The 13,531-nt window shown below is 70.9% G+C and carries 11 protein-coding genes, 1 tRNA gene and 1 pseudogene; 7 read left to right on the forward strand and 6 right to left on the reverse strand.

Annotation, left to right across the window (positions count from 1 at the left end; all coding sequences use genetic code 11):
• Positions 1-50: 50 nt before the first annotated feature.
• Together N5096_RS06815 and N5096_RS06820 are read right to left on the reverse strand one after the other, a co-directional pair.
• Positions 51-2,162, reverse strand: coding sequence for a PAS domain S-box protein (locus tag N5096_RS06815; protein ID WP_267663565.1), 2,112 nt, complete (start codon positions 2,160-2,162; stop codon positions 51-53).
• A 456-nt stretch (positions 2,163-2,618) separates the two neighbouring features.
• Positions 2,619-2,692, reverse strand: a tRNA-Lys gene (locus N5096_RS06820).
• A gap of 138 nt (positions 2,693-2,830) precedes the next feature.
• On the opposite strand from N5096_RS06820, the gene N5096_RS06825 reads away from it, so the two are divergent.
• Both N5096_RS06825 and N5096_RS06830 read left to right on the forward strand, forming a co-directional pair.
• Positions 2,831-4,294, forward strand: a complete 1,464-nt coding sequence (locus N5096_RS06825) for a DHH family phosphoesterase (RefSeq protein ID WP_267663566.1) — start codon at positions 2,831-2,833, stop codon at positions 4,292-4,294.
• 102 nt (positions 4,295-4,396) lie between these two features.
• Positions 4,397-4,609, forward strand: coding sequence for a DUF8145 family protein (locus N5096_RS06830; protein ID WP_267663567.1), 213 nt, complete (start codon positions 4,397-4,399; stop codon positions 4,607-4,609).
• Between the two features lie 123 nt (positions 4,610-4,732).
• Here N5096_RS06830 and N5096_RS06835 read toward each other — a convergent pair whose 3' ends face one another.
• Both N5096_RS06835 and N5096_RS06840 read right to left on the reverse strand, forming a co-directional pair.
• On the reverse strand, positions 4,733-5,707 hold the full coding sequence (locus N5096_RS06835) for a nucleotidyltransferase family protein (RefSeq protein ID WP_267663568.1): 975 nt from the start codon (positions 5,705-5,707) through the stop codon (positions 4,733-4,735).
• A gap of 108 nt (positions 5,708-5,815) precedes the next feature.
• Positions 5,816-6,109, reverse strand: a pseudogene (locus N5096_RS06840) (DUF5779 family protein); the annotation flags it as partial.
• A 134-nt stretch (positions 6,110-6,243) separates the two neighbouring features.
• Between N5096_RS06840 and N5096_RS06845 the strand changes: the two are divergent.
• The 4 genes from N5096_RS06845 to N5096_RS06860 all read left to right on the forward strand — a co-directional run bounded on the left by N5096_RS06845 (position 6,244) and on the right by N5096_RS06860 (position 10,630).
• Positions 6,244-6,924, forward strand: a complete 681-nt coding sequence (locus tag N5096_RS06845; protein ID WP_267663569.1) for a thioredoxin domain-containing protein — start codon at positions 6,244-6,246, stop codon at positions 6,922-6,924.
• A 75-nt stretch (positions 6,925-6,999) separates the two neighbouring features.
• Positions 7,000-8,268 carry an MFS transporter gene (locus N5096_RS06850; RefSeq protein ID WP_267663570.1) on the forward strand — a complete coding sequence of 423 codons (1,269 nt, stop codon included), beginning with the start codon at positions 7,000-7,002 and terminating at the stop codon, positions 8,266-8,268.
• An 81-nt stretch (positions 8,269-8,349) separates the two neighbouring features.
• Positions 8,350-9,123, forward strand: coding sequence for an NAD(P)-binding domain-containing protein (locus tag N5096_RS06855; RefSeq protein WP_267663571.1), 774 nt, complete (start codon positions 8,350-8,352; stop codon positions 9,121-9,123).
• Between the two features lie 64 nt (positions 9,124-9,187).
• Positions 9,188-10,630, forward strand: coding sequence for a small ribosomal subunit Rsm22 family protein (locus N5096_RS06860; protein ID WP_267663572.1), 1,443 nt, complete (start codon positions 9,188-9,190; stop codon positions 10,628-10,630).
• A gap of 33 nt (positions 10,631-10,663) precedes the next feature.
• Here N5096_RS06860 and N5096_RS06865 read toward each other — a convergent pair whose 3' ends face one another.
• Positions 10,664-11,416 carry an SOS response-associated peptidase gene (locus N5096_RS06865; RefSeq protein ID WP_267663573.1) on the reverse strand — a complete coding sequence of 251 codons (753 nt, stop codon included), beginning with the start codon at positions 11,414-11,416 and terminating at the stop codon, positions 10,664-10,666.
• 125 nt (positions 11,417-11,541) lie between these two features.
• Here N5096_RS06865 and N5096_RS06870 point away from each other — a divergent pair, with 125 nt between their 5' ends.
• On the forward strand, positions 11,542-12,306 hold the full coding sequence (locus N5096_RS06870; RefSeq protein ID WP_267663574.1) for a ribonuclease H-like domain-containing protein: 765 nt from the start codon (positions 11,542-11,544) through the stop codon (positions 12,304-12,306).
• Positions 12,307-12,335: 29 nt separating this feature from the next.
• On the opposite strand, the gene N5096_RS06875 is transcribed toward N5096_RS06870, so the two are convergent.
• Positions 12,336-13,508: a polymer-forming cytoskeletal protein gene (locus tag N5096_RS06875; RefSeq protein WP_267663575.1), complete on the reverse strand. Its 1,173-nt coding sequence runs from the start codon at positions 13,506-13,508 to the stop codon at positions 12,336-12,338.
• Positions 13,509-13,531: the final 23 nt, after the last annotated feature.

The following is a 13,531-nucleotide window of genomic DNA, read 5'->3' on the forward strand; positions in this document are numbered from 1 at the left end:
ACCCACCGGTCCGGAGTCGAGCGCTGACGCCGACTCCCCGTCCGGTCATCTCACTCATTCTGTTCGGTGGGCAGCGACGTCGATTTGCGCATCGACTCCGAGAGGCGTCTCGGCTCGACCGAAAACGAGTGGACGGTCGCGAGGTCGTCGACGAGCGAGACGACGGTCTCGATCGACCGCTCCGCCCGCCGGAGTTCCGCCTCCGACCCCGTCTCGGCCGCGGCGTCCAAGCGCTCGCTCGCCTCCTGTAGCGGGACCTTGAGGTCCTCGGCGAACACCTCGCCGAACTCGGCCAGGTGGCGCTCGATCTCCTGCTCGTGTTCTTTCGACTCCGTGACATCTTGAACGAAACCGACGGCGTGTGTCGCGTCGCCGTTCGCATCGACCACTGGCCCGACGTCGATTCGGCCCCAGTAGGGCGTGCCGTCCGCCCGGTGAAGCACCGCGGTCCGCGAGCGATCCTCGCCCGCCCCGAGCGCCGACTCCAGCTCTCGCATGCGATCCCCGTCCGTGTCGGGCCCGCCGAGCACCGAGACCCCCTCGCCGGCGACCGAATCGCGGTCGTAGCCCGTGATCGCTTCGAACCTGTCGTTCACATACGTTATGGGGGCGTCCTCGCCCGTCGTCTCGTGTATCGCGATCCCGACCGGCGCGGCCTCGATGGCTCTGTTCCTCAGCCGGAGCTCCCGCTCGCGCCGCTTCCGAACCGTGATATCGGTCGCGATGCCGACGATACGCGTCAGCTCGCCGTCCTCGTAGACGCCGGACGACTGGTCGTGGACCCACCGGACCTCGCCGTCCGGGTGGACCACGCGGTACGTCTCCTCGTACGCGTCCGGATCCTCGCGCTGCTCGGCCAGCGCCGCCTCGACCCTGTCGCGGTCGTCGGGGTGAATCGCCTCGACGAACGACATGGCGTCCTCGTCCAAGCTCTCCGGCGGGACCCCCCACACGTCCTCGTAGGAGTCGCTGATGAAGTCCATCGACTCCTTGCCGGGGGTCGACATCCAGATGACCTCGCCGGCGTTCGCCTGGATCTGATCGAGCATGCTCGCCCGCTCTTCCCGCTCCGTCACGTCGAGGGCCAGGCCGATCACGCGACCGACCGTACCCGTTTCGTCTAACAGCGGCTGGAGCCACGTTTCGAGCGTCGAGTCGGGGAGTTCGACGATCCCGTGGCTCGACTCGCCCTCGAGGGCGGCCTCGACGTTCCGTCGCATCCGCGGCCGGTCGGCGAAGGCCTCCGCGACGGAGTCCCCCCGTGAGATCCCTCTTCGGAGCCGCTGTGACAGGGTCCCGCCGCGAACCGTCGACACCGTCCCGTCGGGCTCGACCTCGAACAGCGTCAGCGGCGCGCTGTCGACGATCGTCTCGACGGCCTGACGGAGCCGCAACAGCCGGTCCTCGCGTTCGCGCCGCTCGGTCACGTCCCGCCCGATACCGACGATTCCCCGGGGCGTCCCGTCCGAGCCGGTCACGACGGCCCCCGTGAACTCTATCGGCGTCCTCGCGCCGCCCTTCGAGACCAGCTCCGCCTCGACGGCCGCGCTCCCGGTCTCGATCACGGTCTCGATCGCGTCCGCGATCCGGTCCCTGTCGGGGCCGGCGAAGAGGTCCAGCGCGTGCATCCCCTCCAGCTCGTCGTCGTCGTAGCCGCTGAGCTCGCAGAACTGGTCGTTCCACCGCCTGAGCGTGCCGTCGGTGCCGAGCGTGTAAAACGAGTCGTCGATGGCGTCGAGCAGCCTCTCCGTCGACTCGGACGCGAGCGACGAGTCGACCGGCGTGGTCGCGACCGTGTCCATCCGGCGGGCGAGCAGCGCCGTCTCGTCGACGCCCTCTCGAGGGACCAGTACGTCGGTCGCCCCGGCCGCGAGCAGGTCGTCGACCGCGTCGTCGTCGGGGACGATCACGAGCGACGGGACGTCGGGGAACGCCTCGCGGACCTCGACGAAGGGGCCGACCCCGGGCCCCGCTCCCGCCTCACAGACGACCAGCCGAACGTCGGGCAGGTCCCGCGAGGAGAGGTCGGTCGCCCCGTCACCGACGGACAGGACGCCGTCGGGGCCGGAGACGACCGTCGACTCCGCGGCCGCTTCGCGGACCCGCTCCGCGTCGGAGCCAACGTGAACTACCGCGTGACCTGACTCCCTCCGAGGCTCCATACGGACTCGTCCGAGAAGAATTATAAAACAGTATAGCGCAAATTATCAGCGTTGAATACTGACACGGGGGACGGTCCCGCGCCGACCCCGGGTCCCCGGAACTGCCGACGGTCGGACGGAGCGGTCGATATCCGCGGCGCCGGCGGCACCGTCCCGTCAAGTGTGGGATCGGGGATGTCGCTCTCGGACGCGGTCACGGCGGAGAAGGGGGTCGGACGCGACCGTGACCTACGAGAAGTCGACCACTCGCGTCGCTCGCGCTGCGACTTCTCTACTTCAGATCGCTTGCGTTCGGTTCCCTCACCGCATCGCTGTCGCTCCGCGGTTCAGTGTACGGGCCGGGCGCGATTTGAACACACGGTCGGACGTGCTCACTGCGTTGCGCGCGACCTCCCTGCGTTCAAATCGTGCCTGCCGGTTCGCTCGACGGTTCGCGCCGCTCACCGTCTCGCAGTACGGGCCGGGCGCGATTTGAACACGCGACCGACGGATTAAGAGTCCGTCGCTCTCCCTAACTGAGCTACCGGCCCTCATTCATTTCTACCCGTGTCGAGGTAAAAGACCTTTTCATTCGACGACGGCGTCTCGTTTGCCCCTCGGCCCGCTCCCTCGCCGGCCTTCTGCGGAGAGCGCACTCGTTAAGTGTCGTCCGGGAAAAATTGCGGCCAATGAGTAGTGGCGCATCCGGTTCGGCGCGGACGCGATACGCGATCCTCGGCTGCGGCAGCGTCGGCCACGCGGTCGCGGAGGAGCTGACGGGTCGCGGCAAGGACGTTCTCATCCTCGACCGCGACGAGAGCCGCGTCGAGGCACTCCGCGACCAGGACCTCAACGCCCGCGTCCAGGACATCGTCGAGCCCGACGTCGTCGACGCGATCAACGCCCGCGACATCGTGTTGATCCTCTCGAGCGACGTCGAGGCCAACAAGGCGGCCGTCTCGGCAATCCGCGACACCGGTGGCGACCACTACCTCGTCGCCCGCGCCTCCGACCCCGTCAGCGAGGACGAGCTGCGCGAGCGCGGCGCCGACGTGGTGATCAACCCCTCGACGGTGATCGCCGACAGCGCGCTCCAGTCGCTCGAGACGGGCGAGCTGGAGTACATGGCGCGCCAGCTCGCCGAGATAATCGAGGATGGCGACGGCCGGATGGCCATCCTGACCCACGACAACCCCGAGCCGGACTCGATCGCGTCGGCGACCGCCCTCCAGGCGATCGCGGACGCGTTCGGCGTCGAGGCCGACATCCTCTACTCCGGCGACGTGGGCCACCAAGAGAACCGGGCGTTCGTCAACCTCCTCGGCATCGACCTCGTGGCGCGGTCGGAGGCCCCGGACCTCTCCGAGTACGAGACGATCGCCGCGGTCGACCTCGCGAAGTCGGCGGAAGACGGGTTGGACTTCGACGTCGATATCGACATCTACGTCGACCACCTGGAGGCGGACGTCCCGTTCGACGCCCGGTTCGTCGACGTGCGGACCAACGTCTCCTCGACGTCGACGATCCTCACGAAGTACCTCCAGGAGTTCGACCAGTCACCGACCGAGGCGGTCGCGACCGCCCTCCTCTACGGCATCCGCGCCGAGACGCTCGACTTCAAGCGGGACACGACGCCCGCGGACCTGACGGCGGCCGCCTACCTCCACCCGTTCGCGAACCACGACACGCTCGAACAGGTGGAGTCCCCGTCGATGAGCCCCGAGACGCTGGACGTGCTCGCGGAGGCGATCCAGAACCGCGAGGTCCAGGGGAGCCACCTCTTCTCGACCGCCGGCTTCATCCGGGACCGCGAGGCGCTCGCGCAGGCCGCCCAACACCTCCTGAACTTGGAGGGGATCACGACGACCGCCGTCCTCGGGATCGCCGACGACAACATCTACCTCGCCGCGCGCTCGAAGGACATCCGGCTCAACATCGGAAACGTCCTCGACGAGGCGTTCTCGGAGATGGGCGACGCGGCCGGCCACTCCACGCAGGGCTCGCTGTCCATCCCGCTCGGCATCTTCACCGGCATCGAGTCGAGCGGCGAGAACCGCGACACCCTCCTCCACCTCACCGAGGAGGCGGTCCGGCGGAAGCTGTTCGACGCCCTCGGCGTCGAGGGCGGCGGCGACGGCGGGAACGGGTCGTAGCGCGACCGAGTGACCGCGAACGGCGACGGGGCACCGCCCCCGACTCCCGATCCGTTTTACTCGTCCGAACCGTGATAGCCACACGCGCACGGCGCGACCACCATGCACGTCCCGGAGGACCAGCCCGCGACCTGTCCCGCCTGCGGCGACCCCTACGAGTCGGTGTCCCGACACGCCGACGGGTTTGTCGTCAATCTCCTCGACAACGAGCGGTATCAGCGGGTGTGTTTCGACCCCGCGAGCGACGGCGACGGCCCCGCGCTGGACTGTTATCACCACACCCACGGGCAGGCCGGGAGCCAGCCGGGCGAGTAGCTACCGGCGGACGAATGGGTGATCGGGTAGCGCGAAACTTCGCGGCTCGGCGCCGCGAGCGACGTGTGACGGGTCCCCGCCGTCTCCGCTTATAAACCGGGGCCCGCTGAAAGTCGACGTGGATTAGAAGTCGTCGCCCTCGGTGATCGAGGTGTACGATCCGATCAGCGCGCCGGAGAGGTCGACCCCTTCGAGGGTGGCGCCCGTGTCGATCACGGAGTTACCGATCTCGGAGTCGGTGATCGTCGCGTCGGGGAAGACGACGGAGCGGTCGAGCGTCGAGTCGGTGACGGTCGCGCCCGACATGACGTGGACCACGTCGCCGAGCTCGGCGCCCTCAACGGTCGCGTCGTCGGCGACGAGCGCGCCGCCCTCCAAGGCGTACTCGACCGCGTCGAGGTAGCTGTCGGCGGTGCCGATGTCGAACCACGCGCCGTCGAACGTGAACGCGTAGACGGGCCCGCGCTCCTGGAGCCACTGCAGGAACCAGCCCGGCTCGTCCGGGTTGTTGTCGTCTTCGAGGTAGGTCGTGAGCTTCGGGAGCGTCTCCGCGGGGAACGCGTAACAGGCGATGGAGACGAGCGTGCTCTTCGGATCGTCCGGCTTCTCCTGGAAGTTCACCACCTCGTCGCCGTCGAGCTCGACGAGCCCGTACGACTCGGCGCGCTCGCGGTCCTCGACGTCGTAGGCCGCCAGCGTCGGCGTCCCCTTCGCCTCGAAGAAGTCGGTGAAGTCGCCGAGGTCGAAGCTGATCATGTTGTCGCCGGCGACGACGACGAGGTCGTCGTCGACGTCCTCGCGGTCGACGAGCTGCTCGAGCGCCCCCACGACGCCGAACTTCTCGTCTTCCTCGACGGTCTCCTCGACCGAGAGCGTCGGCTTCTCGAACTGGCTGTCGGCGATGTACTCGTCGAACGTCTCGGCGAAGCGTTCGTTGGTGGAGACGAACACCTCGTCGACGCGGTCGTCCGCCTCCAAGTCCTCGAATATCTCGTCGATGACGGTGTTGTCGCCGACCGGCAGGAACATCTTCGGTCGGTCCTCGGTGATCGGCCAGAGTCTGGTCGCGTAACCTCCCGCGAGTACGACGGCTTTCATACCTGCCCCGTCTCACTCCCGTGGGATACTTCTTTTGCTCGTGTCAAACTTCAAAAACGCGGGCGGGATCGCGCGGTTTCAGGGGCTCTGCGCGGCGGACTCGCCTCACTCGCTGAGCCGATCCGTGTCGATGCTCGCGCTCGGCGGACTGATCACGAGGAACCCGCGGAAGTGCATCAGCTCGCCGCCCATGTCCTTCACCTCGCGGGCGAAGCCCGCCGCGAGCTCGTTGAGGTCGCCGTCGATCGATAACACGAGCGTGTTGCCGTAGTCGACGCTGCGGACCCACTCCTCCGGGTCGGTCGTCCCGTCGAGGACGCCGAGGACGACGTCGCCGGAGGCCGCGAACGCCTCGTCCATCTGCTCTTCGGCGTCGCGCAGGTCGAGGTCCCAGTCGCTCATACCTCAGGGTCGCGAGGCGACGGCAAAAACGTTCGGACGCCCAGGGTCCGCGCCCGGACGCGGGAGGCCGCCGCAGCGACCGGTGTCACGGCCCGTCGCGGAGCGGTTAAGTGCGGCCCGACCCCAGCGAGCGTATGGAACGCACGCGGCGGTCACTGCTCGCGGGCGCGGCGTCGGTCGGCGTCGTCGGCGCGGCGGGGTGCCTCGGCGGCGGAGGAGACGGCGGCGACGGCGCCGACGGCGGCAACGCCCTCGACACCGGAGAGTACGACTGCGACCTCTCGGAGCCCTCGGACCCGGACCTCGACTTCCGACCCGTCATCGGCGACCCCGAAGCCGACGTCGTCGTCCGGGCGTTCGAGGACTTCACCTGCGGTCACTGCGCCACCTACAAGCTCGAGCACTTCCCGACGATCCGCGAGGAGTACGTCGCTCCCGGCGAGGTCCGGTACGAGCACTGGGACTTCCCGATCCCCGTCAGCGAGACGTGGGCGGTGCCCGTCGCCAGCGCGGCCCGCGGCGTCGGCGCCCGCGAGGGCTCCGAGGCGTTCTTCGACTTCGCCACGGCCGCCTACGAGTCGCAGGGGAGCTACAGCGGGGAAGCGGTCGGCGCCGCCGCGGAGGCCGCCGGCGCGGACCCCTGCGCGGCCATCGCCGACGCCCAGTTCGCGGCGTACGAGGAGGCGTCGATGAGCGACCGGAGCGAGGGCGTGTCGAGGGGCGTCGAGGTGACGCCGACGATCTTCGTGGACGGCGAGGCCGCCGACACCTACGAGGCCGAGACGATCGCGGCGGCGATAGACGAGGCGCTGTAGCCGAGACGCCCCCGGCCTCGCCCCGGTTTCCCCCGAGCGTCGGCCTTTTGCCCGTCCGACCCGTCTTATAAACCAATGAGCGACGACGACCGCGGGGAGCGGCGGCTGCTCGGCGCCGTCGTGCTCGCGGTGCTGATCTCGCAGGTGCTCTTATACCCGGGCGTGCCGGACCTCGTGGTCGCGCTCGGCGCGCCCGCCGGCATCGACGCCGGGATGTGGTTCCTCGTCGCGGAGTTCGGCGCGTTCGTCTCCTTCGCCGTCGTCTGGGGCGCCGCCAGCGACGCGCTCGGGCGGCGGGTCCCGCTGATCGTCGCCGGCGCGCTCGGCGGGGCGGCCTCCTACGTGGCCCTGGCGGCGATCCCGGGTCTCGGTCTCGGCTTCCGGGCGGCGCTCGTCGTCCGCGTCGTCGGCGGGGCGCTCACCATCGGCGCGTTCTCGCTCGCGATCACGTCGTTAATGGACCTCGGCGGCGGCAACGGGCGCAACATGGGCGCCGCCGGGACGGCGATCGGGCTCGGCGCGGCGGTCGGCTCCGTGGTCGGCGGGGCGCTCGCCGACCTCGACCCGTTCTATCCCGTGTACGCCGGCGCGGCGGTGCTCGCGGGCACGGGCCTGCTCGCGGCGACCGTCGACGACGGAGCTGTGGGTCGCGCGCAGGGACTCGGGAGCGGCGCCGAAGAGGGGAGCGGGACCGGAGCGGCCGGCTTCCGCGACGTGCTCGCGCGGGCCCGAACGACCCGTGGCCTCCTCGTCCCGCTGGCGTTCGGGTTCGTCGACCGGCTCACCGCCGGCTTCTTCGCGTTGGTCGGGGTGTACTACTTCCAGGACCCCGCCGCCTTCGGCCTCTCGGCCGCCGGCGCGGGGGCGACGCTCGCGCTCTTCTTCGTCCCCTTCGCGCTGCTCCAGTCGCCGTTCGGGTCGCTCTCGGACCGGGTCGGTCGGTTTCTCCCCATCGTGGTCGGCTCGATCGCGTACGGCGTGGTCACGATCGCCGTCGGCGTCGCGCCCGTCTACCCCCTCGCGGCCGCGCTCATGGCCCTCGTCGGGGTCTGCGGCGCGCTGATGGCGCCGGCGACGATGGCGCTCGTCACCGACCTCGTCGAGCCCGAGGCCCGCGGCGCGGCGATGGGGCTGTTCAACGTGTTCGGCTCGCTCGGCTTCCTCGCCGGCTTCCTCGTCGGGGGCGGCGCGACCGAGGCGTTCGGCTACGCGCCGGCGTTCCTCGCGGTCGGCGGGCTGGAGCTCGCGATCGCGCTGGCCCTGTTCCCGGCGGTGCGGGCGATCGCGCCGGGCGAGGGGGCTCTCGGGCGCCGCGGCGACGTCGATCGGTCGCCCTCGGAGTAGCCACCGCCGACGGGGACGGACGCGAGTCGGCGCCCGAGTCGAGCCTTTTTAAGCCTCGCGCGCCCTCCGTCCGAGCAACCGATGGACGTACTCGTCGTGGGCGCGGGCGAGATCGGCCGGTGGATCGCCGACACGGTGTCGGCCGACGAGTCGCCGGTGGACGCGGCGGTCGCGTTCGCCGACCGCGACCCGGACGTCGCCCGCGACGCCGCGGCCTCGCGCGACGCACGGGCGGTCCCCGCCGACGGGGACACGGTCCACGACGCGGTGTGTCTCGCGGTGCCGATGTCGGCGGTCCCCGCGGCGGTCGAGGCGTACGCGCCCCGCGCGGAGCGGGCGATCGTGGACGTCTCCGGCGAGATGACGGGCGCGGTCGCGGCGATGCGCGAGCACGCGCCGGACCTGGAGCGCGCGAGCTACCACCCCCTGTTCGCGCCGCCGCGCGTCCCGGGCAACGTCGCCTGCGTCGCCGACGAGGGCGGCCCGGTCGTCGGGGGGATCTCGGCCGCGATCGAGGCCGGCGGCAACGACGTGTTCGAGACGACCCCGACCGAGCACGACGAGGCCATGGAGACGGTGCAGGCCGGCGCGCACGCGGCGGTCCTCGCGTGGCGGCTCGCGGGCGACGACGTGCGCGAGGAGTTCCACACCCCGGTCTCGGCCGCGCTCGACGAGGTCGCCGACACCGTCACCGAGGGCGCGCCTGGGGTGTACGCCGAGATCCAGCGCGCCTTCCACGGCGCCGACGACGTCGCCGACGCCGCCCGCGAGGTCGCCGACGCGGACTCGGAGGCGTTCGCCGAGTTATACGAGGCGGCGCGCGGCGACCGCGAGGGACGGGAGCGACACGAGTGAGACGAGCGAGGCGACGCGGAGGAGGCGGCCGACGCGGACGACGCGGACGACGAGTGACCCACCCATGATAGACAGAGACGCGGTTCGAAACAACGCCAACTACCTGCGCAACGTCAGGCCGATCGACCCCGAGGAGATCGCGGAGTACGTCGAGGGGGCGCCGCACCCGGCGGTCGTCCGCGAGACGCTCCGCGAGGAGGCGTTCGACCTCCGGCTGCGCGAGCGCGACGACGGGAGCTTCGAGCCCGTCCCTGAGGGGCCGATCCCCGATCCGGGGTGGGCGCCGACCACGCTCCCCGAGGACTACGCGTTCGCCCTCGAAGACCTCCTCGTCGCCGAGTTCGGCGCGAACTGGCACCGCGGCGAGTCGGGCGCGGAGCTGCGCGAGGCGGTCCGGCGGCTGAAGACCGACTACCTCTACGAGAACGACGTCGAGTACGACCGGATCGCGGCGCTCGGGTACGCGGTCTACCACCTCCCCGCCTACTACGCGACGATCGGGTACGTCCTCGACGACCTCGTCGAGAACGGGCTCCTCGACCGGACCCTCCGCGTCCTCGACGTGGGGGCGGGCGTCGGCGGCCCCGCGCTCGGACTCGACGACTACCTCCCCGACGACGCCGTCGTCGACTACCACGCCGTCGAGCCGAGCGCCGCGGCCGACGTGCTCGACCGCCTGCTCGACGAGACCGGCCGCAACTTCCGGGCGACGATCCACGAGACGACGGCGGAGTCGTTCCTCGGGACCGACGGGGAGGACCCGGAACCCGCGTCCGAGGCGGCCTTCGACCTCGTCGTCTTCGGGAACGTCCTCTCGGAGCTCTCGGACCCGGTCGCGGTCGTCGAGGCCGCGCTCGACCGCCTCGCCGACGACGGGAGCGTCGTCGCCTTCGCGCCCGCCGACCGCAACACGGCGATGGGGCTCCGCGAGATCGAACGGGCGGTCGTCACGCCGACGAGCGGCGTGGAGACGTACGCGCCGGCGCTCCGGCTCTGGCCGGACGCGACGCCCTCGGACGGCGGTTGGTCGTTCGACGTCGCCGACGACCTCGACGTGCCGCCCTTCCAGCGGCGGCTCGACGAGGCGGCCGAGCGCGGGGCCGCCGACGAGCCGGGCGAGTTCGTCAACGTCGACGTCCAGTTCGCCTACGCGATCCTCCGACCGGACGGGAAGCGTCGCGTCGACGTCCGCGCCAGCGACGACCGCTGCGCGCGGATGGCGGACTCGGAGGCGCACGTCACCGACCGCGTGAACCTGCTCGCGGTGAAGCTCAGCCACGACCTCGGCGCGGGCGACAACGCCCTCTACCGCGTCGGCGACGGCTCGCAGACGGTCGACCACTACCTCGTCTGCACGCGCGAGACCGTGCTCAACGAGGACCTCCGGCGGGCCGACTACGGCGCGGTCGTCTTTGTCGAGAACGGGCTCGTGCTCTGGAACGACGACGAGGGTGCGTACAACGTGGTCGTCGACGACGAGACGGTCGTCGATATGGTCGCGCGCTGAGGCGGGTTCGACGCTCCGGCCGCTCCCGCCGGATCAGTCCCCGCCGACCGGCTCGATCAGCTCCGGCGCGTCGACGGCCGGCGAGTTCACCCGCGTCGACACCGGGTACGCGGTCAACTCGTCGGCCGGGTACGGGTCCAGCAGCGCGGCGGCATCGTCGGGGTCGCCGCGGAGCCACGTCTGCTCCTCGTCCGGGGCCAGGATCACCGCCATCCGGTGGTGCAGGTCGGCGACGAGCGGGTTCGGTTCGGTCGTCACGATCGTGAACGTCTCTACGGGGCCGTCGCTCCCGTCGGCGTCGCCCTCGTCGCCCGACCCGCCGCCGAACGCGCCGAGGCCGGTCTGCGTCATCTCGGGCTCCGGCGGCTCCCACCGCTCGTAGAGCCCCGCCATCGCGAACGGCCGGTCGTCCCCGAAGGCGACGCGGTAGGGGGTCTTCCCGGAGCCGCCGCCCCGTTCGTCGTCCCCGTCTGGCCCGCCGCCGTCGACCCACTCATAGAAGCCGTCGGCGGGGACGAGACACCGCCGCCGCTCGAACGCGTCGGCGAAGCTTCGCTTCTCGCGGACCGTCTCGGCGCGGGCGTTGATGAGGTCGAACGACTCCTCGGCCCACGAGGGGGTGAGTCCCCACTCCATCCGCGTCGGGCGGTCGGGCGCCTCGTCGGCGATCACCGGGAGCTCCTGTCCGGGTGCGCAGTTGTAGCTCGGCTCGACGCCCCCGAAGTCGGCGCCGAACCGGGCTTCGAGGTCCGCAGCAGGAGTGAACAGCGTGTAGCGGCCGCACATCGATACCGGCGGTAGGGGTCGGTGATATTTAAACCGCAGTCGGCCTCGCCGGCGTCCGTCTCTGGGGGGCGGCTCCCGTCGCCGCCTGCCGTCGGGTTTTTGCCCGCGCGCCGCCGCGGTCCGGTATGCGCATCGAGAACAGCTTCATCCCGGTCGAGGGGGTCGGCGAGACGACGGAGCGTCGGCTCTGGGGCGAGGGCGTCACCACGTGGGAGGCGTTCGACCCCGCCGCCGACGTCGCCGGCGTCGGCCCGACTACCGCCGACCGGATCGAGTCGTTCATCGCCGAGGCGCTGACGCACCTCGACGACGGCGACGCCGCCTACTTCGACCGGACGTTCCCCAGCGGGGAGCGCTGGCGGCTCTACGAGAACTTCCGCGAGGGGACCTGCTTCTTCGACATCGAGACGACCGGCCTCGACGAGCACCGCGACCGGGTGACGACCGTGAGCTTCCATCGGGACGGGGAGACGACGACGCTCGTCGCCGGCGACGACCTCACCGCCGACCGCCTCCGCGAGCAGTTCGCCGATGCGGACCTGCTCGCGACCTTCAACGGCGCGCGCTTCGACGTGCCGTTCCTGGAGAGTTCCTTCGACATCGAGATCGACACGCCCCACCTCGATCTCATGTACCCCTGCAGGCGGGTCGGGCTCTCGGGGGGGCTCAAGCCCATCGAGACGGAGATCGGGATCGACCGCGACCGCCCGGACCTGTCGGGCCGGGACGCTGTCCGGCTCTGGCGCCAGTACGAGCGCGGCGACGAGGACGCGCTCGATCACCTCGTCTCGTACAACCGCGAGGACACCGAGAACCTCCGGACTCTCGCGGACGTGGTCTGCGAACGACTCCACGAGGACGTGTTCGTCGGCGACGCTCCCGGGCGGTAGACCCGTTCGGCCCCGGCCGACCGCGTCGGCTACGTCGCTTCCGCGTCGGGGTCGGCCCGCGTTTCCGTCGTCTCGCCTTCCGCGCTGTCCTCGCCTCCCTCGGGGGCCGCGTCGCCCTCGGCTCTCCCGGGCCCCGCGTCGTCCTCATCTTTGTCAGACGACCCCCCGCTCGCGGTCGGTTCCGCGTCCGCGTCCGCCGACCCCTCGTCGGTCTCTGGTTCGTCGTGGGGCGGCTCCGGAGTCCCGTCGTCCTCGGTGTTCTCGTCGTCGCTCTCGTCGGTTTCGTTGGTATCGAGAGTGTCATCGCTCTCGTCGGTTTCGTCGGTGTCGCGAGTGTCGTCGCCCTCGTCCCCGTCGCCCTCTCCCGCTTCCTGCACCAGCTTCATCTCGCCGCGAGCGCGGAGGGAGCCGTCGATCTCGGCGCCGTCGTGGACGACGAGGTCCCCGGCCGAGACGTCCCCGAGCACCCGTGCGCCGGCCTCGATGGTGACCGTCCCGCCGCGGGTGGTGACGTCGCCGTGGATGACCGTGCCGGCCCCGACAGTGATCCCCTCGCGGGCGCGGAGGGAGCCGAACACCTCGTTGCGCTCGCCGACGCGGACGGACTCGGCCCGGAGGTTCCCGTGGAGCCGGCAGTCGTCGCCGACCGTCGCGGGCGTCGAAACGCGCCACGCGTCGTCGGAGATCTCGGCGCCGCGCGGGACCAGGAGGGGGTCGCGCACGTCCTCCCCGTCGGCGAGCGCCTCCGCCAGCTCGTCGGCCGCGTCGGTCTCGCCGACGCGCAGGAGCTGCGAGAGGACGATGAAGTAGAAGACGATGGTGGGAACGGGGTTCCGGATGACGATCCAGCCGTTCGCCTCGAACCCCTCCTCGATGGACACGTCGTCGCCGATGTCGAGGTCGCCCGAGACCATCAGCCGCCCCGTGACGGTCACGCGTTCGCCGAGGTACGCGTCCTCGCCGACGAGGACGTTGCCGTCGACGGTACACCACGTGTCGAGCCGGCAGTCCCCCTCGGCCTCGATGTCGTTCCCGACGCGCACGCGCTCGCCGATGGCGACGTTGCGCCCGCGGAGCCCGAACTCCACCGTCGACTGGCCGCCGACGAGCACGTCGCCGTCGACGACGAGGTCGTGCTCCTCGACGGTCGTCCCGGACGGGACCGCGAGCTCCTCTATCGGACCGTCTCCTCGCAGCGACACACGGGGAAATCTCCCTCCGCACT

Source organism: Halorubrum yunnanense (assembly GCF_026586675.1).
Taxonomy (GTDB): Archaea; Halobacteriota; Halobacteria; order Halobacteriales; family Haloferacaceae; genus Halorubrum; species Halorubrum yunnanense.

Bases quoted from the DNA above. Each gene is read 5' to 3' on its own strand.
- N5096_RS06825 (WP_267663566.1), top strand. From the start codon at position 2,831: ATGAGTAGTGGCGCATCCGGTTCGGCGCGGACGCGATACGCGATCCTC.
- N5096_RS06860 (WP_267663572.1), top strand. From the start codon at position 9,188: ATGATAGACAGAGACGCGGTTCGAAACAACGCCAACTACCTGCGCAAC.
- N5096_RS06845 (WP_267663569.1), top strand. From the start codon at position 6,244: ATGGAACGCACGCGGCGGTCACTGCTCGCGGGCGCGGCGTCGGTCGGC.
- N5096_RS06830 (WP_267663567.1), top strand. From the start codon at position 4,397: ATGCACGTCCCGGAGGACCAGCCCGCGACCTGTCCCGCCTGCGGCGAC.
- N5096_RS06870 (WP_267663574.1), top strand. From the start codon at position 11,542: ATGCGCATCGAGAACAGCTTCATCCCGGTCGAGGGGGTCGGCGAGACG.
- N5096_RS06865 (WP_267663573.1), bottom strand. From the start codon at position 11,416: ATGTGCGGCCGCTACACGCTGTTCACTCCTGCTGCGGACCTCGAAGCC.
- N5096_RS06815 (WP_267663565.1), bottom strand. From the start codon at position 2,162: ATGGAGCCTCGGAGGGAGTCAGGTCACGCGGTAGTTCACGTTGGCTCC.
- N5096_RS06835 (WP_267663568.1), bottom strand. From the start codon at position 5,707: ATGAAAGCCGTCGTACTCGCGGGAGGTTACGCGACCAGACTCTGGCCG.
- N5096_RS06850 (WP_267663570.1), top strand. From the start codon at position 7,000: ATGAGCGACGACGACCGCGGGGAGCGGCGGCTGCTCGGCGCCGTCGTG.
- N5096_RS06855 (WP_267663571.1), top strand. From the start codon at position 8,350: ATGGACGTACTCGTCGTGGGCGCGGGCGAGATCGGCCGGTGGATCGCC.